This window comes from Synechococcus sp. CC9616 (assembly GCF_000515235.1).
Lineage (GTDB): Bacteria > Cyanobacteriota > Cyanobacteriia > PCC-6307 > Cyanobiaceae > Parasynechococcus.
In genome coordinates, this window is the sequence record NZ_KI911558.1 from 2461829 (window position 1) to 2483915 (window position 22087).

Genomic DNA, 22087 nt, shown 5'->3' on the forward strand with positions numbered 1-22087 from the left:
CCAGTCGCTATCGATGGAGGGTTGTCTCCTGCCGTTGATGCATCACCGCTCGATCTGGACGTTCGTCGTCTTGCTGCTGTCCTCTGCTGCATCCATGCCCTCGGCACATCCGGAGACGCGGCAGGTGTTCTGTCATCTCAATGTGAAGTCGTCGGTGATCAAGAAGACCCAGAACGCAGCCCGTTGCCAGTTCAGTCAGTACCAGGGCAACGCCTATGTGGTTCTCTACCCGGGCAATCGTTCACCGCTCGAATTTCAGTTCCCCACCAGCAAGCAGAACCTCACTTACCAGCGCACCAATGAAGACGGTGGCATCAAATTCAGCACGCCGACCCTCACGCTGAAGGTGTTCTGGGCTGATCCAGGCACCAATCATCGCTTCTGAGCAGGACGGCCCAGTTGATTAGCTGAGGCTTCGACGTTTCAGGATCAGATACACGGCCGGCACGACAAACAAGGAGAGCAGTGACGACACCAGCAGGCCGCTGAACACCACCGTGCCGATGCTGATCTGCTTGGCGGACCCCGTACCCGTCGCCAGTAAAAAGGGCAGGAAACCCGAAAGCGAGGTGATCGCCGTGAGCAGGATCGGACGCATCCGGCTCACGGCTGCACCGTGAATGGCCTCCCGCAAGGCAAGTCCAGCGGCCAAACGCTGATTGGCGAATTCCACGATCAAGATGCCGTTCTTGGCCGCGAGGCTCACCAGCACCAGAAGACCCATTTGGCCATAGACATCCAGCGGTAAACCGCGCAGCTTCAGGCCGATCAAGGCACCCATCAGCGCGATCGGCACCGTGAGCAGGATGATCAGTGGATCGACGAAACTTTCGTAGAGGCCGGCCAGCAGCAGATAGATCACCACCACGCCGAGGCTGAACAGAATCCAGGTCATCTCTGCGGCCTGGCGTTCCTCCTGGGCAAGCCCTGTAAAGGCGAGGCTGATGTTGTTGCCCCCTACCGAGTCGCCGGCTTGCTCAAGCAGCTCAATCGCCCGGCCCGTGCTCACACCCTCGTTGGGAACAGCTGTGATGGTGATCGAGCGGTTGAGGTCGTAATGCGGAATGCTGTTCGCTCCCTCTTCTCGCGTCAGGGTCGCCACAGTCGCGACCGACACCAGCTCGCCACTGCGACTGCGCACCTTCAATCCCGTTAAATCCTGGGGGCCAGCCCGTTCTCTCCCGTCAAGCTGGATATAGATCCGTCGGATTTCTCCGCCTTCGTAGGTGTCATCGACATAACGGCCTCCGATGGCGGTGCCGATGTTCTGCAGGGTGCTGGCCACATCCAGATCGAGAGCTGCCATTAGCTCACGATCCAGTTCCAGTCGCCAGCGTGGCGAGCTGGCATCAAATCTGGTGCTTACCCGCTCAAAGGCTTCGCTCTGTTTGGCCGTCTCAATGAAGCGTTGGGCCACCGATTCAAAGTTCTGGAGACTGAGACGTCCGCCACTGCGGTCGAGCAGCTCCATCGAGAGAGCCGATTCGCTGCTGAAGCCACGCACCGTTGGAGGGGTGGTCACAACGACCCTGGCGTTATCGATGCTGGAGCGGAGCGCTGAACTCAGCCGCCGTTTGACCGCTTCACTGCTTTGCTCCGCACCAGGCCGTTCCCGTTTGGGCAGGAGCCTGAGAAAGAAGGCCCCTTTGTCTTCACCGCTTTGGCCGAAGGAGAAGCCGGCATAGAAATTACCGGTACGGATCAAGGGCTCTTTGGCAATCACGCCACGGATCTGCTCCATCACGCGGCTTGTGCGCTCCAGACTGGCGCCCTCGGGGAGGCTGAAATAGCCGCGGATCTGGCTCTGATCTTCGTTGGGGATGAAGGCTGTCGGCATGTTGACGAGCCCGATTCCTGTCAACAGCAGGCCTGCCATCAGTAAAACTGCCACCAATCGACCGCGTTGCAGCCAGCGCTCCAGCAGCCGGGCGTAGCGCTCCTGCAGTGCTCCCATACCTCGGCGCAGGCCCCTGGAGACCCGTCGCAGCGCGCCGGGCAAGCGTCCATCCCCCCGATGCAGCACCCTGGCGCAGGCCATCGGTGTGAAAGTGAGGGCGTTCAGCGTGGAGAACAGGATCGCTCCGCTGATCGCCAGGGCGATCGGTTGATAGAGGCGGCCGATCGAACCTGGAATCAACAGAACGGGCAAGAACACCGCCGCCAGCACCAGCGAGGTGGCCACCACGGCACCGGCGAGCTCCGCCATCGCATCTTCCGACGCTTGCTGCGGTTCATCTCCGCGCTCGATGCGGCCGGAGATGTCTTCACTCACCACGATGGCGTCGTCCACCACGATTCCTGTGGCAAGCACCAGGCCGAAGAGGATCAAGGTGTTCAGTTCCGACCCGCTGAGGCGCACCACCATCAGGCTGCCCACCAGAGCCACAGGAACGGCGAGGCCTGGAATCATGGCCAGGCGCCAGCGCCCGAGGAACAGCAGCAGCACCATCAGCACGAGCAGCACCGCATCCCGGAGAGCCGAGAAGGTGAGCATCAGGTTGTCGCGAACCGTGTCGGCAACATCCGTGATCACCTGCATCTCCACGCCAGGCGGGTAGCTGGGCTCGCGTTCCTTCAACAGGGCCATCACGCGCTGGCTCACCTCGATGGCATTGGCGCCGTCCCGCTGATAGATGCCGACTCCCATCGAGCGTTGGCCCTCAAGGTTGATGGCCGTATTGCTATAGCGGCTCTGGCCCAGTTCAACCCGGCCGACATCCCGCAGTCGCAGCGTTCCTCCATCCCCCAGGCTTTTCACCACGAGGTTTTCAAGGTCCTCGACGCTGCGCAGTCGTCCTTCGGCATCGACGGGCAAGCTGATCAGCTGCCCCTCGGGAGCAGGTGACGCTCCCAGGTTGCCGATTGCAGCGAGCACGTTTTGTTCGGCAAGAGCCTGGGTGACGTTGTTGATCGTGAGATTCGCCTGCTCTAGTCGGCTGGCATCCAGCCAGAGGCGAAAGGCCAGTTCATCTCCTCCGAAAATGAACACCCGCCCAACGCCTGGAATCGTGAGCAAGGCGTTCCGAACGCTCTGATCGATCCAGCCGCGCAGGTAGGTCGAGGAATACAGCCCCTGCTCATGACTGAAGCCGAGGATCATCAGCAGGTCATCGGAGGAGCGGCTGACCTGCAGACCCTGACGAGAGACCGACTGGGGCAAGCGTCGGGTCGCCAGATTCACTTCGTTCTGGACCTTGATCGCATTCAGTTCAGGGTCTCCTTCGCTGAAGCGCAGACTCACGCTGGCGCCACCCTGTCGGCTGCTTGAGGTGATGCTTTCAACGCCCTCCAATCCGTTCAGCTGCTGTTCCAGGACGGCCGTGACGCTCTGCTCCACGACCTCAGGCGAGGCGGCTGGAAAGGTTGCTCGCACGCTCACCCGTGTTGGGGCGAGCTGGGGCATGTCCTCCAGTCCCAGGCCCATCATGGCCGTGAAGCCCGCCAACAGAATGAGCAGGCTGCAGACGATGGTGAGGACCGGTCTGCGCAGAAACGGCTGGGAAAGCGACCGCACCGACGGCACGCAGCTGGCAGGTGAATCCTGGCAGCAGAAAACCCCTGGTTGACGTTCACCGTCCCCCAGGGGTTTTGCTTAAGCGTAGATCTCAGTGATTCAGGGACCCTGAATGTCAGCCGACACTCCAGACACCCGAAGCGATCTTGAACAGATCCTGAACGTGCACTGTGCTGCACAGGAACCAGGCGAACACGGCGCCGCCGCAGCCGCCGAGCCAGAACCCGCTGGTGAAATCGGCCCAGCCGGTGCGGGTGAACAGGTCGGCCGGTGGATTGCCGACGGTGGCATCGGCAGGAGGAATGTTGGGCTGTTTGCCGGGCTGGTTGTACAGCAGGAACAGCAGGGTGAGGATGTGAACCGCTCCGATGGCCGCAAGAAGGCCAGCGGTCTGCTGGTATTCGGTGTTGCGCAGCGGGCCGCAGATGGTGAACGGTCCGAAGAGCAGATATCCGAAGGCCGCACCGGTCTCAAGACCGCGGAAGTTCGGTGAAATGCCCTGGCGGTACAGGGGCAGGTTGTTTATCAGCCCCTTGATGAAGTAACCGCTGTTCACCGGGGTGGCGAGGTTGCCGACGCAGGGGTCGGACACTGGAGTGACAGTCATTGACGTGAAGTGCTGAGGGTTGATGGCGATCCGCAGCCTGCGGTCACTCGGCAGCGGTGATCACTCGACCGACGAGGACGATGAACACTGCGGGAAAAACGATTCCTGTGATGGGGACGAAAATCGCAGGCAGCCATGCAGCGGCGAAATCTCCAGTCATGTCGAGGCCAAAAGCTTCGCCGGTACTGTAGAGATCACTGATCTGAAGGCTTCTCCCAAGCCCGATCGGCGACATAAAAGTTCAACCCAGATGCAGAACGTTCTCCTTCCAGGCGCCGCAGTTCTCCTGGTTGTTGCGGTGTGGTGGCGAGGCCGCTCGGGGCGACCGATGCTGCGCAGCACCGATGCCAGCAATGTTGCTGCGCTGAACAGGGTCCAGTTGTCGAGGGTGATTTCAGAGCCTGAAACCGCAGCCGCGGATCAACCGGTCCCTGTGGAGGTCTGGCAGCCCCCACGCACGGAGCGTGAGTGCCTGGAGCTCAAGACCCGTCTGCGATTGGCCATGAACGGAGGACCGGAAGAGCGCCTGGAAGCCGTCCGGATTGCGGCGCGCTGGGGCTCGGCGATGGCGCTGCCTTTGCTGCGGCGCGCCTTGCGCGATAGCGACAGCCGTGTTGTGGAGGAAGCCGCTGCTGCCATTGCACCCCAACGAGGGGCGACGCGACGCCTGCCTGTTCAGCCCGCTCGCCCGCCTCGCAATGTTGCCCGCACCCGATAAATCGGCCGGTCCTGACTCTCGTGATACGTGCGGATGAGTAGTTCCCCCAGCAGTCCGAAGCAGAACAGCTGGATCCCCGCCAGGCCCATCACCACTGCAAGGGTGAGCAGGGGGCGATTGCCGATGTCCTGCCCCATCAGCTTGATCACCAGCAGGTAGGTGCTTGCGATCAGGCTGGCAACGATCGCGAGCAGTCCACCGAAGCCGAAGACATACATCGGCCGGGTGAGAAAGCGCTTCATGAACCACACCGTGAGCAGGTCCATCAACACCCGGAAGGTGCGGTCGATCCCGTATTTGCTGCTGCCGAACTGACGTGCCCGGTGGTTCACCTTTACCTCGGTGATGCGGGCTCCTTCGATAAAGGCCAGTGCCGGCAAAAAGCGGTGCAGTTCGCCGTAGAGGCGCATGTCTGCCAGCACCTCCCGCCGATAGGCCTTGAGGGAACAGCCGTAATCGTGGAGGCGAACACCGGTGACGCGTCCGATCAGTCGGTTGGCGATCTTGGAGGGAAGCTTGCGCTGGATCGCTGCGTCCTGACGCTGGTGCCGCCAGCCACTCACCAGGTCGTACCCCTCCCTGAGCTTGCTCAGCAGCATCGGGATGTCGGAGGGATCGTTCTGCAGGTCTCCATCGAGGCTGACGATCACCTCGCCGCAGGCCGCATCGAAACCGGCTGCCATGGCTGCGGTTTGTCCATAGTTCTTGCGCAGCAGCACTGCCACCAGCTCTGGAATCTCGCCACTGAGTTGTTCCAGCACCTTGGCCGTGTCGTCGCTTGAGCCGTCGTTAACCAGCACCAGCTCGAAGCGTTCACCGCTTGGACGCAGAGCCTGCAGCAGCTGCTCCACCAGGTGCGGAAGACTTTCTTCCTCGTTGTAAAGGGGCACCACCACCGACAGATCCAGGTGGGAGGTCATTAACGACGGACGAAACACGGCCAGCAACTTAGGCGGCCTCTTTCCAACGAAGTTCTGCATCGGTCGCCTGGATCGCAATCTCTCCAGCAGACCTGCGTTAGGTGTGGATCACTGATTCCGCCGTCGACCATGGCTCTGCTCTGGGAGAACTTTGTTAGCCAGCTCGATTCCGTGCGAGCCAGCAGTTCGGTCTGGGCCCCGCCCGCCTCAGCCGATGCGATTGAGGACACCCGTGAGCAGCGTCTTCGTAAAGCCCTCGAAGCCGTGAAGAACACCGGAAACACCCAGATGATCGAGTCCTTGCAGGCGGCTCTGGAGGGGCGTCAGGCCAATCTCGAACTCCCAGATCTGCCGATCCCAGGGCAGACGGCCCTCAGCGGTCCGGAGACCTACCTCTCCCAGATCTCCGACAGCTTCAAGCCGAAGCGCTGATCCAAGCCTGCGCTTCAGTCCAGATGGCGTCCGTCATGGCTGCGCATCACCCGGCCGGCACCCCGCAGCTCGGCTCGGTAATGACAGGCAACGGGGTGATCATCACGGCTGTGAAGGCTGTCCACCCCGATGCCATCGCGGCCATGGTCGCGGCCGGAGCTGTGGCGGTAGCGCCCGCCACCGAGATAAAGGCCGACATGGGTGCATCGCCGCACTGATCCGAAGAAGAGCAGATCTCCTGGCAGAAGCAGCTGGACGTTGTCGGGACTCACGGCTACAGCACTGCAGAAGCGTTCCTGTTGATAGGCATCCCTCGGGATCCAGATCCCTTGGCTGGCGAAGGCCAGTTGCATCAGCCCGGAACAGTCGACGTTGGGACGCAGGGTTCCGCCCCACACGTAGACATTCGGCATCGCTTCAGTGGCTTCGCTCCAGCTCAGTACCGCCGGCAGTCGCTTCCTGATCATTGCTCGATCAATAGTTGGGGGTTGCCATGGCGCACAGCCATAGGCCTTGCCGACGAGATCCTCCGGATCCATCCAGCAGTGGTAGCCGTCCTCCAGTAACTCCACCCGAAGACGGGGCCCCATGGCTTCCAGAATCCGCAGTCGGCGGCCCCGCTGCGCCTGGGTGGCGAGTCCATGGCCAACGCTGCTGGCGTAGCCGTTCACATCGGTCTCCAGCTGCCACAGGCTGCCTGGAATCAGGCGGTCAGAAGCACACAGGGTTCCTAGGGTCGCCATGGTCTGTCGCAGTCGTCATGGCGTTCTACCGTCCTGATCCCGAGATGGCGTCACGACTAGAGACGCTGATGGATGAGCTCTCCGCTGACGGGCGTCCGGGCCTGCGGAACAGCCTGGCGGTGACCTGGATCCGCTACGAGGATCAAAGGCCTGAGGCAGGCCAGGGTCTTGGAGCTGGCTGGAACCAAGACCGCCTTCTCTATCCCGCCAGCGTGGTGAAACTGTTTTATGCCGTTGCTGCCGAGCGCTGGCTTCAGCAGGACCTCATTCCCGATGGCGAGGAGCTTCAACGGGCGCTGCGGGACATGATCGGTGATTCCAGCAATGACGCCACCGGTTTGGTGATGGATCTGCTGACCGGCACCTGCAGTGGTCCTGCTTTGCAGGAAAACGCCTGGCACCTCTGGCAGCGGCAGCGGCAGCTTGTTAACGAGTGGCTGGCCAGCCTTGCTTGGCCAGAGCTGGAAGGGGTGAACTGCTGCCAGAAAACCTGGGGGGATGGTCCCTATGGCCGGGAAAAGCTGTTTTACGGAGCCGACAACAGCAACCGCAATGCCTTATCCACGCAGGCCACCGCCAGAATGCTTGAAGCCGTGATGACCGGGGCCGTTGTCTCTCCACCTGCCTGCAGAAGGCTGCGAGAGCTGCTGGATCGCTCCCTTGATCCTGAACAGCGCAGGGCTGACCCTGAGAACCAGGTGGATGGATTTCTCGGAGAGGGACTGATTGAGGGCGCATGCCTTTGGAGCAAGGCCGGCTGGATGAGTCAGGCCCGGCATGACGCGGCGTGGTGGCAGCACGGCGACCAGCCGCCGATGTTGTTGGTGGCTTTCAGTTCAGGCCCGGATCGCGCCCGGGATGAGCAGCTCATGCCGGCATTGGCCCGCGCTCTGTGTGTCTTTCAGCCATCCGAGGGGGTATGAGCCGCCCCCAAAGGTGATTGCTGGGCTTGATTCGCAATTCAGAGACGCAGTCTTGGCTTGAGGTCTGAGGTCAGGTTGCATCAACCGTCTTTTGCCTGTTCCCGAGCCCAGGCTTCGCTGAAGCCTGCCGAAATAATGCCGATTGGAATTGCAATCACGGCGATGCCACTGATGGCAGTGACTGACGCGACCAGTCTCCCTCCGGGTGAGACCGGTATCGCATCACCGTATCCCACTGTTGTCACTGTGATGATTGCCCACCAAAGGCATCTTGGAATCGATCCAAATTGCTCTTGCTGAATTCTTCCTTCGGCGATATACATCAACACACTGCTGATGCAAATCACGACCCCGGAGTAGATTGCTGAAATTTGCAATTCTTCCTTTTTTGATGAAAGAATTCGATTGAAATATCTGATGCTTTTCTGTAGGTTTTTTGATCTGCCAACACGGGCGATGCGAACCAGGCGAAAAATCCTGAGCAGATAGAGTTCAGGGCTGACAATTCCCAAGATGGTTGGTGCAATAGCGAGCAGATCGAGAATAGCCATGGGGGTCACGGCATAGTAGGCAGCCCCGCGTATGCCTGGACGAGCGTTGGGTCTTAAGGGTGCAATCCAAAGGCGTAGAAGATATTCAATCATGAAAAGTATGGCGATAATTGTGTCTAAAATCTCTAAAAGATCTGCGTGATCAGCACGGATCACGGGCTCGGTCGCCAGCACGGCCACGATGATCGAAAAGGCAATGAGAAACCGGATGGCTTTGTTAAGCCACGTGGATGTCTTCGTTCCCTGATCCAGTTCAAGCCAGCTGAAAATTTGTTGTCTTAGGCCATTCACCTTGTTGTCACGGCGATGTGAAAACATTGTGGCCATCTCTTCTCTTCAATGCCATTCAGCCCGTTTGCATTCTTGATGGCACGTTGAAGCCAGCGTCATTGGAGTTGACGCTTGATTTGCATGGATCCGAGGGTTTTGTCGGCCTCAGGCTGACTTAGGGATCAAAAACTGGCCCTGAAAGAGAATGAATCTTTCAGGGCAGGTGTTGGAACGGAGAGGGAGGGATTCGAACCCTCGACAGAAGTTGCCTCCTGTAACTCCTTAGCAGGGAGCCGCTTTCAACCACTCAGCCACCTCTCCAGTGGCCAACCCACAGTATCAAGAGGTGGCGCGATCAACAGCCTCTTCTCAGACTTCGATGCGTGGCAATCGCTGCTTAAATCCGCAAAGGATTTCCCAGGGGATGGAGCCGCAGAGTTCGCTCCAGTCCTGGGGACTGATCTCAGCATCACCGTCACGTCCCAGCAGTGTCACGGTGCTGCCTGTCTCAAGAGATGGAGCTTCGGTGGCGTCCAACAGCACCTGATCCATCGTAATCGCACCCACCTGAGGCAGTCGCTGCGAACCGTGCAGGCCATGAATTTTGCCGCTCAGGGCTCGCAGAATGCCGTCGGCATAGCCAATGGCCACCACCGCCAGGCGGGTGGGTCGTTGGCTCACGAAACGGTGTCCGTAACTCACGCCAACCCCAGCCGGGATGTTGCGGATCAGCGTCACCCGGGCCCGCACGGCCAGGGCTGGCTGCAACGGGACCACATCATCAAGGTGTTTTGCCGGAGCCTGTCCATAGAGAGCCAGTCCCACCCGCACCATGTCGTGATGTAAGTGCCGGTTCAGCAGCGTCCCCGCCGAGTTGGCCAGATGGCGGCAAAGCCCCCTCCCTCGTTCAGGTAATTGGTCGAGCACCTCCTGGAACCGGCGCTGTTGCTGAGCTGTCACCGAAATGTCGTCGTCTTCGTGATCGTTGTCAGCGCAGGCCAGGTGGCTGTACAGGCCACAAAGCTCCAGATTTTCAAGCTGGCGAATCGCCTCCACCAGCCTTGGCCCCTCCTGCCAGTCGCATCCGAGGCGAGACATGCCTGTATCCAGCTTGAGCTGAACCGCAAAGCGCCGCCCGCTGCCCTCGGCAAGGTTTTGGCAGAGCAGGGCTTCACGCATGCTGCTCAAGGTCGGCATCAGTCCCCAGTGCATGCAGCTCCGTAGCTCTTCGGCTTGGGTGAGGTTGCCGAGCAGCAGCATCGGTGCCTTCAGCCCGGCGCGGCGCAGTTCAATTCCCTCCTCAAGCGTGGCGACCCCGAGGCTGGTGGCTCCACCGTTCAGGGCGGCCCTGGCCACCGTGATCGCGCCGTGGCCGTAGCCATCGGCTTTCACCACGGCCATCAGGTCGCTTGTCGCGCCGAGATGGCTTTTCAGGGCTGCGGCGTTCGCTTCGATCGCCTTCGGGGCCACTTCCACCCATGCCCGCTGGCGTGGGTCGATGGCCGCACCCACCTCCCTGGCCCCATCTGTCGCAGCGCGACTCAGCTCTGACATGGGTTTTCGGTGCTCGGGGTTACCGAGAAAGACCTTGTGTGCTCGTTAACATGACATCTAATCAGGGAGCTGGCATGGGCCAGGTTCTCGTTCTCAATGCGTCCTACGAGCCGTTGAACATCACAACCTGGCGTCGCGCCATGGTGATGATGCTCAAAGGAAAGGCTGAAAGTCTCGAGCAGGACCCCACCCGCGAGATCCGTCAGGGCACTCTTCTCCCAACGGTGATTCGTCTTCGGCAATACGTCCGGGTTCCCTTTCGACAGCTGCCTTTGACACGTCGCAATGTCTTTCACAGAGATGGACATTGTTGTCAGTACTGCGGTGGTCGAGGCGAACAGCTTTCGATTGATCATGTTTTTCCTCGCAGCCGAGGTGGTGATGACACATGGGAGAACGTCACCACCGCCTGCCTCAGTTGCAATGTTCGCAAGGGCAACCGCACGCCTAAGGAGGCTGGGATGCCTTTAAGGCGGGTTCCACGCCGGCCCTTGAGCAGTCTCAGTTTCGAAGCGACGCGCCAGATTCATTCTGGGAAGCACAGTGAATGGGCCAAATATGTGATCGGAGCCTGATCAGAACGCATCAGCTCTCATCCTGAGTTCCAAGCGCTTCCAGCTTGCGTCGTTGCTCCTCGGCGATGCAGGCTCCGATCAGATCCTCGAGTTGCCCCTCCAGCACAGGCTCGAGCGAGAAATTACGGCCCAGCCGGTGATCCGTGGTGCGGTTGTCTTTGTAGTTGTAAGTGCGGATCTTTTCACTGCGGTCGCCGCTCCCCACCTGAGCTCTGCGATCGCTGCTTTCGCGCTCTGCGGCGGCTGCCAGTTCACGTTCCAGCAATTTTGCGCGCAGGATCTCCAGCGCTCGTTCGCGGTTTTGCAGCTGTGATCGTTCCTGGGTGCAGAACACCCGGATTCCTGTGGGCTTGTGCAGCAAGTCCACTGCGGTTTCGACCTTGTTGACGTTCTGCCCGCCGGCGCCGCCGGAGCGGGCAGTGCTGATGTCGAGGTCCTTGGGATCAAGCTGGACTTCCACGGCGTCGGCTTCGGGCATGACAGCGACGGTGGCGGTTGAGGTGTGAACCCTTCCCTGGGATTCGGTGGCTGGAACCCGCTGGACGCGATGGACGCCAGCTTCAAATTTCAGCTGGCTGTACACGCTCTCCCCCTTCACAGAGAGGATCAATTCGCGAAAGCCACCCAGATCGGCTTCCGTTGAACTGACAGGTTGAACACTCCAGCCGAGTTTCTGGCTGTAGCGGTCATACATGCGAGCCAGATCACCTGCCCAGAGACAGGCCTCATCGCCGCCAGCCCCGGCGCGAATTTCCAGCATCACGCTGCGGTCATCCCGTGGATCACGAGGCAGCAGCGCCAGGGTCAGCCGCTCGATCAAGTCGCTGCGGCGGAGGTCGAGATCCTCTAATTCCTCCTGGGCGAGAGCCTCCATGTCCTGATCGCCACGACTGTCCTTCAGGAGTTGCCGGGCGTCGCTCTGTTCTCGCTCGAGGGTCTGCAGAGCCTCAAAATCCAAAACCAGAGGCTCTAGACGTGCGCGCTCACGAGCGATGGTCTCCAAACGCTTCGGATCAGCTGCCACATCCGGATCGGCCAACTGCCGTTCGAGGTTGCGGAAGCTGTCAGTGGCTGTCTCCAGTCTGGAGAGAAGGGTCGAGGCGTCCATGCCCCGGGCTCAGGATCAGGATTTGGCGTCAGCCTTGGCCTCAGCATCGGCCTTGGCCTTGTCGCCACCTTTCTTTTTGCTGCCCATGCCGTATTTGCGCATGAAGCGATCCACCCGTCCCTCGGTATCGAGGATCTTCTGGGTGCCGGTGAAGAAGGGGTGATTGCCACTCCACACATCAACGTGGATTTCGGGTTGGGTTGACCCTGTGGTCATCACCACTTCACCGTTGCAGATCACCTTGGCGTCGGGATACCAGGTGGGGTGGATGTCGGGCTTGGGCATGAAACGTAAGCGGTGGAAAATCTTGGGCTCAGCGCTTGGAGAACTGAGGGGCCTTACGGGCTTTCTTCAAACCGTACTTGCGGCGTTCCTTGGCCCGCGGGTCACGGCTGAGATGGCCTTCGGTCTTCAGCGGTTTGCGGTTGTCAGCCGAGAGTTCACAGAGGGCACGGGCCGCCCCCTGTTTGATGGCTCCGGCTTGGCCGGTGAGGCCACCGCCACGCACATTCACCAGCACGTCGTACTCAGTGGTCAGCCCAAGCGTCTCGAGGGGAGCTTTGACTGCGGAGATGTAGGCCGGGTTGTAATTCAGATAGTTATCACCGGGACGACCGTTGATGGTGATCGTTCCATTGCCGGGGACCAGGCGGACACGGGCTACGGACGTCTTGCGGCGACCGGTTCCCCAGTAGACGACGGAATTGCTGCTCATTGGGCTGAAGCGGATGGGTTGAGCTGAAGGGGCTGGGGCTTCTGGGCGGAATGTGGATGCTCGCTGCCCTTATAGACCTTCAGCTTGCGGAACATCTGGCGTCCAAGCGCGTTGTGGGGAAGCATGCCTTTGATGGCCTTTTCCACAATCCGTTCAGGGATCCGTTCTTGTAACGCAGCGAACGTCTCTGTTTTCATGCCGCCGGGGCGTCCCGAATGGCGGCGATAGAGCTTTTGCAGAGGTTTTTTGCCGCTCACCCTTACCTTGTCGGCGTTCACCACCACCACGAAGTCACCGGTGTCCAGGTGTGGTGTGAAGTTGGGATTGTTCTTGCCGCGCAGCACGGCAGCCACTTCTGTGGCCAGACGGCCAAGGGTCTGATTCTCGGCATCTACCAGATACCACTGGCGTTCGATCGAATCGATTGGGGGGAGTGAGGTCTTGTTCATCAAACCGGCAGGCCGGATCGGGAATGCATCTACGCAGGCGCAGAGGCTGGGCAGGACACCAGATCCAAGAGTTGGACCTGGAAAGGGCTCAAATAAAGAGCTTACTCCTTCACCGACACCCTTCTTCCAGGATTTGGTGTTGCTGATCGATTGTGCTTATCGACTCTCCGGCAGGGGGGGAGGATCGGGTGGTGAATCATTCCCGTTCAGTACGAACTGTGGCTGGCAGTCGTACCAGCCGGATTGGCTGAAGATCAGCTCTGGGTATCCGGCACGCAGCAGGCAGAGTCCTCGGGCAGGGGCCGCTTCCTTGACTTCGCTGCGACGTCGCTCCCGCCAACGCTCCTCAAATTGAGCCACGGTCTGGCGGTGCTCACCCACAGCAACAAGCTGGGCCATCAACAAGCGCACCATGCCGTACAGAAATCCACTGGCCTGGATCTCGACGACCACCAGATCGCCGCAACGATCCAACTGAATCTCCTGCACGGTGGTTCGGGCATGGGCTCGACGGCTGCCGGCGCGCATGTAGGCGCTGAAATCGTGGAGACCCAGGAGTCCACTCAGAGCCCGTCGCATGCGCTCCTCATCGAGACGATGGTGGTAGCGATGCCATGTCCACGGGGTCAGGAACAGATTCGGCCGTCGCCCGTTGTGGATGACATAGCGGTAGCGGCGATAAATCGCGTCGTAGCAGGCATGCCATTCCCGTGGCCTGGCAACGGATTCGCGCACCCGGATCGAGCCCGGTAGACGTCCATTCAGTGCAGGAGCCCATTTTTCGGCAGGAATCGGCCCGCTGCAGTCAAAGTGGACAACCTGGCCTGCAGCGTGGACGCCGGAATCGGTGCGGCCAGCCGCGAAGCTTTGAATCGGTCGATGCGGATCAAGTTGTTGGATTGCGTCTTCAAGAACCGCCTGGACACTGCGACCGTTGCGTTGCCGCTGCCACCCACAGAAATCAGTCCCGTCGTACTGAAGGCTCAGGGCAATCCTGCGAAGGCCTGGAAGCTCAGGAGCATCAGTCGAGAGGGCTTGCACTCAATGTCGGGGAGACGACATCGTCGTCTGGCTTCAGACCAGCTCGATGATGGCCATCTCGGCGTTGTCACCACGCCTGCGCACGGTGCGCGTGATGCGGGTGTAGCCGCCACGGCGGTCGGCGTAGCGATCAGGTGCTTTGTCGAACAGAGCATGCACCAGCTGCTTGTCGTAGATGTAGCCGAGAGCTCTGCGACGCGAGGACAGGCTGCCGTCCTTGGCCAGGCTGATCATCCGCTCAGCTTCGTCCCGAAGGGCCTTGGCACGAGCTTTGGTTGTGGTGACCCGCCCTTCACGGATGAGTTGGGTGGTCAGGGCCCTCAACATGGCCTTGCGCTGATCAGCAGGACGGCCTAGCTGCGGGACTCGGCATTGGTGTCGCATGGTTTGGAGGGAACGAGATCAGGGCGAAGGGATGGTTGGAAATCAGGCGGTGGTCCGGCTCTGAGGAATCGAGATGCCGATGCGCTCAAGGGCCTCAATCACTTCGTCCGCTGATTTAGAGCCGAAGTTCTTGATCTCCAGCAGATCTTCGTAGCTGAAGCCCATCAGATCGGAGACGGAGTTCACCTGAGCACGCTTCAGGCAGTTGTAGGCGCGCACCGAGAGGTTCAGTTCCTCAAGAGGAATCTGAGCTTCGGTGGAGGGCTCCGGCTCGATACCCGGCTCTTCCACCAGTGTCACGGTGGCGAGGGGCTGGAAGAGTTCAATCAGCTGATTCGCTGATTGCGCCAGGGCATCATCCGGGGTGATGGATCCATCGGTGACGATTTCCATCCGAAGCCGTTCGCGTGCCGATCCGCCTTCAGCGACGGCGGTTTCATCGATGGTGAAGTTCACCCGCTGCACTGGCATGAACACTGCATCGATCTGCAGGAGATCAATCGCACTGAGGTCCTCGTTGTTGCGATCAACCGGGCGGTAGCCAATACCGCGCTCGACATGAACCTCCAGTTCAATGCTGTGGCCATCGGCCACGGTGGCGATCGGACGATCTCCGTCGACTACCTGTACCTGGGAGGAGAACTGAAGATCCTTCGCCTTCACCTCGGCGGGCCCGGCAATCACGAGCCGTCCAATCTCCATTTCGGAGGAACGGCTGTTGACGGACAGCTGTTTGCAGTTCAGCAGGATGTCCAGAACGTCCTCACGAACGCCTGGGATCGTGGCGTACTCATGGTTGACACCCGCGACGCGGATGGCGGTCACAGCGCTGCCTTCAAGTCCCCCCATCAGCACGCGACGCAGGGAGTTGCCAAGTGTGGTGGCCTGGCCTCGCTCAAGGGGACCGATCAAGAACACGCCTGTCTGGGCGCGATCTTCGGCTACCTGATGCTCGATGCGATCGATCTGATACTGCAGCACGGTCTGATGCGGGAGTAGGGAACGGAGCTGAAAGCAGAGACGGTTCAGACGCGGCGGCGCTTGGGCCGACGACAACCGTTGTGAGGCAGAGGAGTGACATCCCGAATCAGGGTGATCTCCAGTCCGGCCACCTGAAGGGCGCGGATTGCGGTTTCACGGCCGGAGCCTGGACCACGCACCAACACCTCGATCTGACGCATGCCCTGGTCAAGGGCGCGGCGTGCCGCCGCTTCGGCGGCTGTTTGAGCAGCGAATGGCGTTCCCTTGCGAGCACCCTTGAATCCACTGGCACCGGCGGACGACCAGGAGATCACCTCGCCTGAGGTGTCGGTGATCGACACGATCGTGTTGTTGAACGTGCTCTGGATATGTGCAACGCCGTTGGGAACGTTGCGCTTGGCCTTCTTGGGACCTGATTTTTTGGCTGGTTTGGCCATGGGCCTGAAATGCTCGGGGGCTTTGGGAATAGGTGGGGCTTATTTCTTCTTGCCGGCGACGGTCTTACGGGCACCACGGCGGGTGCGCGCGTTGGTGCGGGTGCGTTGGCCCCGGACAGGCAGGCTCATCCGATGGCGGCGACCGCGCAGACAGCCGATGTCTTGGAGTCGCTTGAGGGCCATGCCCTCCTGTCGGCGCAAGTCACCTTCGATCGTGAAGGATTCAGTGGCACCTCGAAGTTTCTGAACATCTCCATCATCGAGATCCTTGACTCGGATGTCGGGATTCACACCTGATTTTGACAGGATGGTTCGTGCCCGGTTCGGGCCGATTCCATAGATGTAAGTGAGGGCCACTTCAACCCGCTTGTCGCGGGGAATGTCAACGCCGGCGATCCGTGCCAATGAATTTCAAGAGGGAAGGTACAGAGGCCTCCAGTTCGTAGGAGGCGGCAAACAGAGTGGCAGGGGCACATGTGACCCAAGCCTGGAAATCTCGCCGAGCTTCAGCCCTGGCGCTGCTTGTTGCGAGGACGCTTCTTATTGATCACGTAGATGCGACCTCTGCGCCTGACGATTTGATCGTCAGGACTAATTTTCTTAACCGACGATCGCACCTTCATGAGGCGTGGCTCTCCAGATTTCCAAACGACAACCCTAACACGCGGGTCAACTGAAGCTTTTCTCCAGCCGTTCAGCAATTGCGTCCATGCTTCCTTGTGCCTCAATGGAGGTCAGCAAACCCTTGGCCTTATAGAAGTCAATTAAGGGTGCAGTTTTGTCGCGGTAAACCTCAAGACGGTTGCGGATCACTGCTTCCGTGTCATCGGCACGGCCGCGGGCCAGCAGACGTTCGATCAGCACACCGTCATCCAGCTCCAGCAACACAACAGCATCAATCGGCTGCTGCAGTTCTGACAGGAGTTTGTCGAGAGCTTCTGCTTGCGGAACGGTTCTTGGGAAACCGTCCAGCAGCCAGCCACCCCCATTCAGGGCTTTCATCTGACTCTCGACGATGGCCAGCACAAGGGCATCGCTCACCAGTTCTCCGCGATTCATCACGGCTTCCGCCTCCTGCCCCAGAGCGGTTCCAGCGGCCACCTCGGAACGCAGAAGATCCCCCGTGGACAGATGTTTGATGCCGTGTGCCTGGCAGAGGCGGGCGGCCTGGGTGCCTTTGCCAGCTCCAGGCGGGCCAAGGAAAAGGAGGCGGGATTTCATGGCAGATGGATCGAAAGGCAGGGATGGTTGGTGGCGTCGCTCGCGTTAACGCCTGTCGCGTTCACTGACGCACCAGGCCCTCATATCGCTGGGAAATGACATAGGTCTGAACCTGTTTGGCCGTGTCGATGGCAACGCCAACAAGGATCAGCAGGGACGTTGCACCGAGCCCCTGGAAGGTCTGGACGTTGGTGGCTCTCTCAACAGCTGCAGGGATGATCGCCACCGCGCCAAGGAAGAGTCCCCCCAACAGGGTGAGCCTGTTTTGAACGCCAGAGAGGTAGTTCGCCGTGGCACTTCCCGGCCGTACGCCCGGGATCGCCACACCACCTTTTTTCAGGTTGGAGGCGATGTCTGTGGGGTTCACCGTCAACGAGGCGTAAAAGTAGGAAAAACCCAGAATCAAGGCAAAGAAAGCCAGGGCGTAGGGCCAGGGGTTTGAGGCGCTGGGATTGAGGGTGCTCGCGAAACGGATCAACAGTTCGCTCTTCGTGAAATTGGCGATCGTGCCTGGGATAAAGATCAACGCTGACGCGAAAATGATCGGCATCACTCCGCCCGCATTGAGTTTCAGGGGCAGGTAGCTCTGGCGTGTTGGCAGAACCCCGGCACCTCCCACCTGACGTTTTGCGCTCACGATCGGCAGACGGCGAGCACCTTCCTGCACAAAAATGATTCCGACGATGGTGACGAGAAACACAAGCAACAGCACGATGATTCCCAGGACATCGCTGCGGTCGCCTGTTTGCGCTTTCTCGATTGTTGAGCCAAGAGCTGTTGGCAGGGTGGAAACGATGTTCAGAAAAATGACCAGGGATGCTCCCTGACCGATGCCGCGCTCGGTGATCACCTCACTCAGCCACATCACGACCATTGAGCCCGTCACCAGGCACAGCGCCGTCTGCACCACAAACACCACCTCACTGAGGCTTTCCAGGGCGTACTGCCTGAGAATCATCGCGAACACCACGCTTTGGATCAGCCCCCAGCCCAGCGCGACATACCTGGTGATTTGAGCGATCTTGCGTCTGCCGGCCTCTCCTTCGTTCTTCTGGAGATCCTCCAGTTGCGGCAGAGCGGCCGTGAGCAACTGAAGAATGATGGAAGCGTTGATGAATGGAAGGATCCCGAGGGCAAAAACACCAAGGGTGGATAAACCTCCACCAGTGAAGATGTCGAGGAAGCCGATCAACGACCCACCCTGCTCAATGAAGCTGCGGAAAGCTTCGCGATCAATTCCTGGAATCGGGATGTAAATCCCAAGCCTCACGAGCAACAGAAGTCCCAGCGTGGTGAGCACCCTGTTGCGCAACCCTGGGTTGGTGACCAGCTGGTTGATCACCTCAGCGGCGTTGGGGTTACGTCCCCGACTGACGAGCATGTCCGGAAAGAAAAAGTTGAGCTGAAAGCAGCAAAGCCGCCCGTGGATGGCAATCCAACGAACGGCTCAGACCCTAGTGCTGAAGAGTGGTTGAACCACTGTTTTCAGTCGGGGATTTCGCAAGTACCACCGGCGGCCTCAATCTTGCTGCGGGCGGAGGCGGTGAAAGCGGCGGCCTGAACCGTCAGTTTCTTGGCGGTGAGCTCGCCGTTGCCAAGGATCTTGAGGGGATGCTTGGGGTTGGTGACCACGCCGTCTTTGACGAGAGAGTCGATGTTGATGGTGCTTCCATCCTTGAGGCCGTTGAGAGCCGAAACATTCAGCACTGTGAAGTGCTTTGGGTTAACCAGAGGGAAGTGCTTCAGCTTCGGGACCCTGCGGTACAGGGGCATCTGTCCACCTTCAAACCCTGGTCGGGTCGGGCGTCCAGAGCGTGATTTCTGGCCTCGCATTCCGAAGCCGCAGCTGGCGCCTTGACCAGCGGCAATGCCGCGGCCCTTGCGCAGTTTGCGGCGACGGGCGCCCTTGTTGGCCTTGAGGGAGTCGAGTCGGAGAGTCATCGCGAATCAGGAGTAGATCTGCTCGAGGGAGATTCCCCGTTCCTTGGCTGTCTCCTTATGGGTGCGGAGAAGCGAGAGGGCCACCATGGCAGCCCGGGCATTGTTCAGGGGTGTTTTGCTGCCGAGGCGTTTGGCCAGGACGTTTTTGATGCCGGCCAATTCGAGCACGGTGCGGATCGAACCGCCCGCGATCACACCCGTACCTGGGGCGGCGGGGCGGATCAGCACACTGGCTGCACCATCGCGTCCGTTGGACAGCGTCGGAATGGAGTTGTGACGGGTGAGAGGAACCTTCACCAGGTGCTTCTTGCCGTCGGCGACGCCCTTGCGGACAGCACCAATGACATCGCCGGCCTTGCCAACACCGACGCCGACCTGGCCCTTTTCATTGCCGACAACAACGATGGCTCGAAAGCTCATCTTCTTGCCGCCCTTCACGGTTTTGGACACGCGGCGGATCTGAACCACGCGTTCCTGCCATTCGGAATCACGCTCCTGGCCGCGGCGATCACCGCGTCGGCCACGCCGTTCGCCGCGATCGCCGCGGCCTCCACGGCGCTGTTCCTGCTGCTGCCCTTCGGCTGCGGCAGGAACATCAGCAGCGCCTGGAACGGCGTTGGGGTTTGTTTGCGAAGAATCAGTCATGGTGAGAGCAGGGATCAGAACTGAAGGCCCGCTTCCCGGGCGGCGTTGGCAAGGGCCTTGATTCGGCCGTGGTACAGGTTGCCGCCACGGTCGAAGACCACCTGTTGAATGCCCTTGGCGATGGCACGTTTGGCGACGAGTTCGCCAACGGCAACGGAGGCATCGCAGCAGCTGCCATTGGACTTGAGGCCGGTACGTAGCTCCTTGTCGATGGTCGAGGCGGAGCAGAGCGTGCTCTGAGCCTCATCATCGATGAGCTGGGCGTAGATGTGGTTGTTCGAACGGAACACAGCCAGGCGAGGTCTGGATGCGGTTCCATTGAGATCGCGACGCAGCCGACGGTGGCGTTTCTGCGTTTGTTGTTTGCGGGAAAGGGAGGACATGGGGAAAGAAGCGGAGGAACGTCAGGACAAGGGTTATTTCTTGCCGGACTTGCCCGCCTTGCGCAGGATCCACTCGCCCTCGTACCGGATGCCCTTGCCTTTGTAAGGCTCAGGGGGACGAATGGCGCGAACCTTGGCGGCTTCATTGCCAACCAGTTCCTTGTCGATGCCGGAGACAATCACCTTGGTGTTGTTCTCAACCTTGAAGGTGATGCCTTCAGGGGCATCCATCTCGACTGGATGGCTGTAGCCCGCGCTGACGACGAGTGTCTTCCCCTTGACCTGGGCCCGGGAGCCCACGCCGATGATCTCCAGACTCTTGCTGTAGCCGTTGCTGACGCCTTCGATCATGTTGGCGACCAAGGCACGGCAGAGTCCGTGACGTTCGCGGGATTGGCGCTTTTCACTGGTGGGAGACACCACAATGGTGCTGTCGACCTGGCTGACACTGACGCCCTCAGGCAGGGTGCGCTGCAGTTCTCCTTTGGGTCCTTTCACTGTGACGGTGAGGCCGTCGAGGGACACGGTGACCTTGTCGGGGACAGGGACCGGGTTTTTGCCGATGCGTGACATGGTTCTGCTCCTGATCAGTAGACGTAACAGAGCACTTCGCCACCAACGCCCTCGCGCCGGGCATCTCGGTCGCTCATCACCCCTTTGGATGTGGAGATGATGGCGACACCGAGACCCCCAAGGACCTTGGGCAGGCCACGGGTGTTCTTGTAGATGCGCAGGCCTGGCTTGCTCACCCGCTGCATCGAGCGGATGGTGGGGAGGCGATGCTTGCCGCTGTACTTGAGGGCGAGCACCAACTGGGTGCGCACGCCTTCGCCTTCCTCGCTGATTTCAGAGATGAAGCCTTCTTGTTGCAGCACCTTGGCGATGCTGCGGGTCATCCGCGAAGCGGGGATCTTGGTGCTTTCGTGACGTTTCTCACTCGCATTGCGAATGCGGGTGAGCATGTCGGAAATGGGGTCGTGGTTGGCCATAAGTGTCGACGGGGAGGGCTCAGTTGCTGCGGAACGGCATTCCCATCTCGCGGAGGAGGGCCCGGCCCTCTTCGTCTGTACGGGCAGTGGTCACGATGGTGATGTCCATGCCCCTAATTGCATCGATCTTGTCGAAGGAGATCTCAGGGAAGATGAGCTGCTCCCTAACGCCGAGGGTGTAGTTGCCACGCCCGTCGAAACTCTTCGGGTTGACACCACGGAAGTCACGGATTCTGGGGAGGGCCAGATTGATCAGGCGTTCCAGAAAGGCATACATCCGTTCACCCCGCAGGGTGACGGCACAGCCGATCGGCATGCCCTGGCGGATTTTGAAGGCAGCGATGGCTTTTTTGGCTCGTGTGACCATAACCTTCTGGCCAGTGATCTGAGCCAGCTCACCCACCGAGGCCTCTAGGGACTTGGCGTTCTGAGCGGCTTCACCAAGGCCCCGGTTAACGGTGACCTTGAGAACCTTCGGGACTTCGTGGACGTTCTTGAGGGAGAGATCTTTCTGCAACTTGGGCTGAATGGTCTCCCGGTAGCGCTTTTTCAGTGACATGTGGGGGAGTGGGGTGCTTCTGGTCGTGGTCAGAAGTCAGGCGAGCGACGCCGGACGGCATGGGTTGATCAGTCGATCAGTTCGCCGGTCTTTTTCAGCCGTCGCTTCTTGCTGCCGTCTTTTTCAACGACGATTTCGACTCGGCTGGCCACCTTTTTGGAGGTGGAGTAGAGCATCACGTTGGAGGCATGCAGGGCGGCTTCCTCGGTCACGATGCGACCGCTCTCGCCCTCTTGGTTGGGCTTCTCGTGGCGAGTGCGCATGTTGACGCCCTCCACGATCAGGCGGTTTTCATTGGGCAGGGTCCGAAGCACTGCACCGGTTTTTCCCTTGTCCTTACCGGCGATCACCTGAACGGTGTCGCCTTTGCGGATGCGCATCTTGATGCGATCGGTGGACGCGGCCTTGGGAGTTGCTGTCGCCATGG

General features: G+C 60.0%; 31 protein-coding genes and 1 tRNA gene. 5 read left to right on the forward strand and 27 right to left on the reverse strand.

What is annotated here, in order from left to right; genetic code table 11:
* Positions 1–13: 13 nt before the first annotated feature.
* The gene (locus SYN9616_RS0113690; protein WP_028953598.1) at positions 14–385 is read left to right on the forward strand and encodes a hypothetical protein; all 372 of its coding nucleotides are present in this window, start codon (positions 14–16) and stop codon (positions 383–385) included.
* Positions 386–403: 18 nt separating this feature from the next.
* Here the strand turns inward: SYN9616_RS0113690 and SYN9616_RS0113695 are convergent, their stop codons facing one another.
* The 3 genes from SYN9616_RS0113695 to SYN9616_RS0113705 form a co-directional block, all read right to left on the reverse strand.
* Positions 404–3514, reverse strand: coding sequence for an efflux RND transporter permease subunit (locus SYN9616_RS0113695; protein ID WP_028953599.1), 3111 nt, complete (start codon positions 3512–3514; stop codon positions 404–406).
* A 115-nt stretch (positions 3515–3629) separates the two neighbouring features.
* Entirely contained in the window at positions 3630–4121 is a 492-nt protein-coding gene (locus SYN9616_RS0113700) for a photosystem I reaction center protein subunit XI (protein WP_028953600.1), read from the reverse strand.
* Positions 4122–4164: 43 nt separating this feature from the next.
* Entirely contained in the window at positions 4165–4281 is a 117-nt protein-coding gene (locus SYN9616_RS0113705; protein WP_006851672.1) for a photosystem I reaction center subunit VIII, read from the reverse strand.
* 90 nt (positions 4282–4371) lie between these two features.
* Here SYN9616_RS0113705 and SYN9616_RS0113710 point away from each other — a divergent pair, with 90 nt between their 5' ends.
* Positions 4372–4839, forward strand: a complete 468-nt coding sequence (locus SYN9616_RS0113710) for a HEAT repeat domain-containing protein (RefSeq protein WP_028953601.1) — start codon at positions 4372–4374, stop codon at positions 4837–4839.
* Here the strand turns inward: SYN9616_RS0113710 and SYN9616_RS0113715 are convergent.
* Positions 4797–5759, reverse strand: a complete 963-nt coding sequence (locus SYN9616_RS0113715; RefSeq protein WP_028953602.1) for a glycosyltransferase family 2 protein — start codon at positions 5757–5759, stop codon at positions 4797–4799. The two genes, SYN9616_RS0113710 and SYN9616_RS0113715, sit on opposite strands and share 43 nt — an antisense overlap.
* A gap of 129 nt (positions 5760–5888) precedes the next feature.
* Here SYN9616_RS0113715 and SYN9616_RS0113720 point away from each other — a divergent pair, with 129 nt between their 5' ends.
* A complete protein-coding gene (locus SYN9616_RS0113720) occupies positions 5889–6191 on the forward strand; it encodes a hypothetical protein (protein ID WP_028953603.1) in 303 nt (100 codons plus the stop codon).
* A 14-nt stretch (positions 6192–6205) separates the two neighbouring features.
* Here SYN9616_RS0113720 and SYN9616_RS0113725 read toward each other — a convergent pair whose 3' ends face one another.
* Positions 6206–6934: a C40 family peptidase gene (locus SYN9616_RS0113725; protein ID WP_028953604.1), complete on the reverse strand. Its 729-nt coding sequence runs from the start codon at positions 6932–6934 to the stop codon at positions 6206–6208.
* A 17-nt stretch (positions 6935–6951) separates the two neighbouring features.
* Between SYN9616_RS0113725 and SYN9616_RS0113730 the strand changes: the two genes are divergently transcribed.
* On the forward strand, positions 6952–7857 hold the full coding sequence (locus SYN9616_RS0113730; protein WP_028953605.1) for a serine hydrolase: 906 nt from the start codon (positions 6952–6954) through the stop codon (positions 7855–7857).
* Between the two features lie 80 nt (positions 7858–7937).
* Here the strand turns inward: SYN9616_RS0113730 and SYN9616_RS0113735 are convergent, their stop codons facing one another.
* The 3 genes from SYN9616_RS0113735 to alr all read right to left on the reverse strand — a co-directional run bounded on the left by SYN9616_RS0113735 (position 7938) and on the right by alr (position 10232).
* The gene (locus SYN9616_RS0113735; protein ID WP_232200507.1) at positions 7938–8735 is read right to left on the reverse strand and encodes an ion transporter; all 798 of its coding nucleotides are present in this window, start codon (positions 8733–8735) and stop codon (positions 7938–7940) included.
* Between the two features lie 175 nt (positions 8736–8910).
* A tRNA-Ser gene (locus SYN9616_RS0113745) sits at positions 8911–8999 on the reverse strand.
* 48 nt (positions 9000–9047) lie between these two features.
* Positions 9048–10232 (reverse strand): alanine racemase, encoded by a 1185-nt coding sequence (gene alr, locus SYN9616_RS0113750; RefSeq protein ID WP_051411052.1) that lies wholly within the window; start codon positions 10230–10232, stop codon positions 9048–9050.
* A gap of 74 nt (positions 10233–10306) precedes the next feature.
* Here alr and SYN9616_RS0113755 point away from each other — a divergent pair, with 74 nt between their 5' ends.
* The gene (locus SYN9616_RS0113755) at positions 10307–10807 is read left to right on the forward strand and encodes an HNH endonuclease (RefSeq protein WP_028953608.1); all 501 of its coding nucleotides are present in this window, start codon (positions 10307–10309) and stop codon (positions 10805–10807) included.
* A gap of 10 nt (positions 10808–10817) precedes the next feature.
* Here the strand turns inward: SYN9616_RS0113755 and prfA are convergent, their stop codons facing one another.
* From prfA to rplX, 19 genes are all read right to left on the reverse strand, one after another.
* Positions 10818–11915: a peptide chain release factor 1 gene (prfA, locus tag SYN9616_RS0113760; RefSeq protein WP_028953609.1), complete on the reverse strand. Its 1098-nt coding sequence runs from the start codon at positions 11913–11915 to the stop codon at positions 10818–10820.
* Positions 11916–11930: 15 nt separating this feature from the next.
* Complete coding sequence (gene rpmE / locus SYN9616_RS0113765) at positions 11931–12200, reverse strand: 50S ribosomal protein L31 (protein ID WP_028953610.1); 270 nt, start codon at positions 12198–12200, stop codon at positions 11931–11933.
* Between the two features lie 28 nt (positions 12201–12228).
* The gene (rpsI, locus tag SYN9616_RS0113770) at positions 12229–12630 is read right to left on the reverse strand and encodes a 30S ribosomal protein S9 (RefSeq protein WP_028953611.1); all 402 of its coding nucleotides are present in this window, start codon (positions 12628–12630) and stop codon (positions 12229–12231) included.
* Positions 12627–13079, reverse strand: coding sequence for a 50S ribosomal protein L13 (gene rplM / locus SYN9616_RS0113775; protein ID WP_028953612.1), 453 nt, complete (start codon positions 13077–13079; stop codon positions 12627–12629). Before rplM ends, rpsI begins: the two co-directional genes overlap by 4 nt.
* Before the next feature lie 156 nt (positions 13080–13235).
* Positions 13236–14120, reverse strand: coding sequence for a tRNA pseudouridine(38-40) synthase TruA (gene truA, locus SYN9616_RS0113780; RefSeq protein ID WP_028953613.1), 885 nt, complete (start codon positions 14118–14120; stop codon positions 13236–13238).
* 33 nt (positions 14121–14153) lie between these two features.
* A complete protein-coding gene (gene rplQ, locus SYN9616_RS0113785; protein WP_028953614.1) occupies positions 14154–14504 on the reverse strand; it encodes a 50S ribosomal protein L17 in 351 nt (116 codons plus the stop codon).
* Positions 14505–14546: 42 nt separating this feature from the next.
* Positions 14547–15485 (reverse strand): DNA-directed RNA polymerase subunit alpha, encoded by a 939-nt coding sequence (locus SYN9616_RS0113790; RefSeq protein ID WP_028953615.1) that lies wholly within the window; start codon positions 15483–15485, stop codon positions 14547–14549.
* A gap of 44 nt (positions 15486–15529) precedes the next feature.
* Positions 15530–15922: a 30S ribosomal protein S11 gene (rpsK, locus tag SYN9616_RS0113795; RefSeq protein ID WP_028953616.1), complete on the reverse strand. Its 393-nt coding sequence runs from the start codon at positions 15920–15922 to the stop codon at positions 15530–15532.
* A gap of 39 nt (positions 15923–15961) precedes the next feature.
* Positions 15962–16327 (reverse strand): 30S ribosomal protein S13, encoded by a 366-nt coding sequence (gene rpsM, locus SYN9616_RS0113800; protein ID WP_028953617.1) that lies wholly within the window; start codon positions 16325–16327, stop codon positions 15962–15964.
* A 101-nt stretch (positions 16328–16428) separates the two neighbouring features.
* Positions 16429–16545: a 50S ribosomal protein L36 gene (gene rpmJ / locus SYN9616_RS16725; protein ID WP_011295453.1), complete on the reverse strand. Its 117-nt coding sequence runs from the start codon at positions 16543–16545 to the stop codon at positions 16429–16431.
* 46 nt (positions 16546–16591) lie between these two features.
* On the reverse strand, positions 16592–17143 hold the full coding sequence (locus tag SYN9616_RS0113805; RefSeq protein ID WP_028953618.1) for an adenylate kinase: 552 nt from the start codon (positions 17141–17143) through the stop codon (positions 16592–16594).
* A gap of 61 nt (positions 17144–17204) precedes the next feature.
* Complete coding sequence (gene secY / locus SYN9616_RS0113810; RefSeq protein WP_028953619.1) at positions 17205–18524, reverse strand: preprotein translocase subunit SecY; 1320 nt, start codon at positions 18522–18524, stop codon at positions 17205–17207.
* A gap of 104 nt (positions 18525–18628) precedes the next feature.
* Positions 18629–19084, reverse strand: a complete 456-nt coding sequence (gene rplO, locus SYN9616_RS0113815; RefSeq protein WP_028953620.1) for a 50S ribosomal protein L15 — start codon at positions 19082–19084, stop codon at positions 18629–18631.
* Positions 19085–19090: 6 nt separating this feature from the next.
* On the reverse strand, positions 19091–19729 hold the full coding sequence (rpsE, locus tag SYN9616_RS0113820) for a 30S ribosomal protein S5 (RefSeq protein WP_028953621.1): 639 nt from the start codon (positions 19727–19729) through the stop codon (positions 19091–19093).
* 14 nt (positions 19730–19743) lie between these two features.
* Positions 19744–20112 (reverse strand): 50S ribosomal protein L18, encoded by a 369-nt coding sequence (gene rplR / locus SYN9616_RS0113825; RefSeq protein WP_028953622.1) that lies wholly within the window; start codon positions 20110–20112, stop codon positions 19744–19746.
* 33 nt (positions 20113–20145) lie between these two features.
* Complete coding sequence (rplF, locus tag SYN9616_RS0113830) at positions 20146–20685, reverse strand: 50S ribosomal protein L6 (RefSeq protein ID WP_028953623.1); 540 nt, start codon at positions 20683–20685, stop codon at positions 20146–20148.
* 14 nt (positions 20686–20699) lie between these two features.
* The gene (rpsH, locus tag SYN9616_RS0113835; protein WP_028953624.1) at positions 20700–21101 is read right to left on the reverse strand and encodes a 30S ribosomal protein S8; all 402 of its coding nucleotides are present in this window, start codon (positions 21099–21101) and stop codon (positions 20700–20702) included.
* Positions 21102–21120: 19 nt separating this feature from the next.
* Positions 21121–21660 carry a 50S ribosomal protein L5 gene (rplE, locus tag SYN9616_RS0113840; protein WP_028953625.1) on the reverse strand — a complete coding sequence of 180 codons (540 nt, stop codon included), beginning with the start codon at positions 21658–21660 and terminating at the stop codon, positions 21121–21123.
* 68 nt (positions 21661–21728) lie between these two features.
* A complete protein-coding gene (gene rplX / locus SYN9616_RS0113845) occupies positions 21729–22085 on the reverse strand; it encodes a 50S ribosomal protein L24 (protein WP_028953626.1) in 357 nt (118 codons plus the stop codon).
* Positions 22086–22087 lie beyond the last annotated feature (2 nt).